Raw genomic sequence first — 3345 nt, forward strand, 5'->3', positions numbered from 1 at the left:
CCGTCGGACGTGCTGGGGTGGCCATCAGCCACGACGACCCCGCCTGCGAGCCGGTTGTAGCCTCGTCGAGCGAGGAGGCTTCCCGTATAGGACGCGGCAGTTTCGACCTGGTCGGGAGTCCATTCCGGCAAAGCCATCTGATTGACGACCGGAGCAGTGACGTGTCGGTCCACGAATCTACGTGCCCACCAATCTGCGATAGGCGTGTTCAGGAACCCAAGCAGCGCAAGTACGGCGTTTTCCTCAGTGCCTGGCTCGACCGCAACCGCATGCACGTATCCCTTGTTGTGGACGATCCCTGCTTCTGGCAGTGCGGCGGCGATCAACGTCCGTGAGTCATCGCTGCGACTTGGGTGCCGGACGATGATGAGTGGGTGGCCGGGACCTAGCACTGGGCCAGGACCGAAGCCGACGAGGCCCTTGTTCTTGTCAGTGACCTTGGACAGGTCACCCAGCCACTGCTTGAACTTCTCGCCGTAGTTCAAGGTGAACTGCTGTACGTGTGACGTCATTAGCACTTGCCATCCGCTACCGGTATCGGCGTGGGCCGCAAGTGTTCTGTCCGGACCTGTGCCGCGAAAGTCCCAACGTGCGTCGTGGTGCCCCGTGATCCAGCCGCCGCCGCTCGCCAGTCGCTCGTTGTCGCGCATGGCATCGAACACGTCGCGGTCTGCTGCGCTCGCGAACCACGGCAGCACTGCCGTTGGCTGAGTCCCGTGGAGTGGTGTAACTCCGGCTCTTGATCGTGACCGGTTTCGTGTCGGTCACGGACGTTGAAGGGCCATCGCGTGAGGCTCTGTGAGAACCCGCCAAGGAACCCACAGACAAGGACACACGCGATGGCCCTGGACCAGCATGCCCTGCTCGAGCTGAACGAGATCATGCAAAGCGCCGACGAGAACTCGTTGATGCGTCGACTGCTCGGGGTGATCCTGCAAGCCCTGGTCGATGCCGAGGCCACAGCCTTCATCGGCGCGGGCCTGCACGAGCGCTCCGAGGACCGCACGACCCAGCGCAACGGGACCCGCGACAAGGTCGTCACGACCGCCGCTGGCGACCTCACGATCAAGATCCCCAAGACCCGGACGGGGTCGTTCTATCCGGCGCTGCTGTCCCCGCGCCGGCGGATCGACGTGGCGTTGCACGCCGTTGTCATGCAGGCCTACGTCGAGGGCGTCAGCACCCGCCGGGTCGATGACCTCGTCGTGGCGATGGGTGGAACCGGGATCAGCAAGAGCGAGGTGTCCCGGATCTGCGCGCAGCTCGATGTTGAGGTCGCACTGTGGCGCACCCGCAGCCTGGACCACATCGCGTTTCCGTACGTGTTCCTGGACGCGACGTACTGCAAGGTCCGCCTGGCCGGTCGGGTCGTGTCCCAAGCCGTCGTCATCGCCACCGGCGTAAGTGCCGACGGGAGACGGGAAGTGCTGGGCTGCGCGACCGGCGACAGCGAGACCGAAGCGTTCTGGACCGAGTTCCTGCGCGAGCTCCGGGAGCGCGGGCTGGGCGGCGTGCAGCTCGTGATGAGCGACGCCCACCGCGGCCTGACCAACGCCATCAGTGCCGTCTTCCAAGGCAGTAGCTGGCAGCGCTGCCGGGTCCACTTCATGCGCAACGTCCTGGCCAAGGTCAGCAAGGGCCACAGCGAGATGGTCGCCGCGACGATCCGCACGATCTTCGCCCAACCTGGCCAGGCCGAGGTCCGCGCGCAGGTCGATCTCGTCGCCAAGATGCTCACCGGACAGTTCCCGGCCGTCGCGCAGATGCTCACCGACGCCAAGGCCGACCTGACCGCGTTCGCGGACTTCCCCCACCCCCATTGGCGGAAAATTTGGAGCACAAATCCCCTCGAGCGGCTCAACCGAGAGGTCAAACGCCGGACCGACGTCGTCGGGATCTTTCCCAACCCCGCCGCGCTCCTGCGCCTGTCAGCCTGCGTCCTCATCGAGGCCCACGACGAGTGGCAAGACAGCGACCGCCGCTACCTCAGCGAGGAATCCATGGCCCTGCTCAACCCACCCACCCCAACCGTTCTGCAGCCCAAAACGAACACGCCCCGGACAGCGCCGAACAAGGAGATCGCCGCTACGGCATAGTTGACCTCAATCGCAGAGCAACACGCGAGGAGTTACACCACTCCACGGGACGCGACCCGTGTCGTTCGTCGCCGCACTCCGCATCTCACGCAGGTCCATCGCCCAACAGGGAGCTTTCCCCCATGACGAGACCGACACAACCGGACGGCTCTGGCGCCACGCCATCGGCGAACTCATCGGCCGGCTCCTGCCACGCCGCCGACCCCGGGCCAACCCCCGCGTCGCGAAACGCAAATACACCAAGTGGCACGTCAAGCGCGCACACCACCGCGGCTGGCCCCAACCCGACCGGCCGTCAGAAGCAGCCGTGATCATCTAATTGAACGGTATTGGGGCTAAGTGGGGCTATGCGCGAGCTGGGATACCTCTCACGGTTACGCCGGCCAAGACGTCCCGCGTGACGACACAACCAGCAGCCAGCACAGCGCCAGCCCCGATCTTTATCCCTTCTAGGACGACCGCCCCGGCTCCTACAAGCACGCCGCGGCCAAGCTGAACATCGCCGGAGACAAGTGCACCAGGCATTAGGGAACAGTAATCGCCGATTACGGTGTCGTGTCCGATTCCGACCAGGTGGCTAACGTAAACGTGCCGCCCGAGCGTAACGGACGGCGAGATGGATACACCGCTCAGCAGCACACCGCCATCACCCATGGTGAAACCGGTCCCCACGGTGGCGCGAGGGTGAACGAGCGACATGGCACGGTGCGGCAAACCCCCTAACCTCTCTGCAACGACACGGCGCGTCGTCGGGTAGCCAACCGCCACGACGTAATGCCAGGTTGGTGGCCGCTCGGCAAGGGTTGCGATATCGCCGAGCAACTGAACACCACGGCCTGCGAACCGCTTCATTTCCGGTTTCTCGTCAGCTAAAAGCCCGGGGACGTGAAGGTCCATTCCTTCACGGCGGAGATCCTCCACCAACCCCAAGACATCGCTGGCATGACCCCCTGCCCCAACAAGCACTACATCGCATCTCATTCGCTGATAGTAGGGTGCAGGGGGACTACCCGGATCCGCGAGCACGCCCTCAAGCTCGGCATGACGCACCTGACCGAGACCACCAGCGAGCTCGTCGCCCGCGCCGAAGCCGACCAGATGGGTTACCTGGACTTCGTCGACCCGCTCCTGGGCGAAGAACTCGGGATCGACTCGCGCGTGACCGTCACGACCCGGAACCCCTCCAAGCCGAACAACAGCGTCGTAGCGTCCCTCATACTCGTGGCTCCCAGGTGCGGATGATTCGACA

At 64.6% G+C, this 3345-nt stretch carries 4 protein-coding genes; 2 read left to right on the plus strand and 2 right to left on the minus strand.

The features are described 5' to 3' along the window. Positions 1-698: hypothetical protein (locus H7290_RS04120; RefSeq protein ID WP_290512750.1), on the minus strand; the 698-nt coding region annotated here is incomplete at its 3' end. Positions 699-839: 141 nt separating this feature from the next. On the opposite strand from H7290_RS04120, the gene H7290_RS04125 reads away from it, so the two are divergent. Then, positions 840-2096 carry an IS256 family transposase gene (locus H7290_RS04125; RefSeq protein WP_290512751.1) on the plus strand — a complete coding sequence of 419 codons (1257 nt, stop codon included), beginning with the start codon at positions 840-842 and terminating at the stop codon, positions 2094-2096. A 58-nt stretch (positions 2097-2154) separates the two neighbouring features. Next, positions 2155-2415: a hypothetical protein gene (locus H7290_RS04130; RefSeq protein ID WP_290512752.1), complete on the plus strand. Its 261-nt coding sequence runs from the start codon at positions 2155-2157 to the stop codon at positions 2413-2415. A 26-nt stretch (positions 2416-2441) separates the two neighbouring features. Here the strand turns inward: H7290_RS04130 and H7290_RS04135 are convergent. Beyond that, a partial coding sequence (locus tag H7290_RS04135; RefSeq protein ID WP_290512753.1) for an acetyltransferase occupies positions 2442-3345 on the minus strand: 904 nt, incomplete at its 5' end.

It is taken from the genome of Aeromicrobium sp. (assembly GCF_014378035.1).
Classification (GTDB): domain Bacteria; phylum Actinomycetota; class Actinomycetes; order Propionibacteriales; family Nocardioidaceae; genus Aeromicrobium.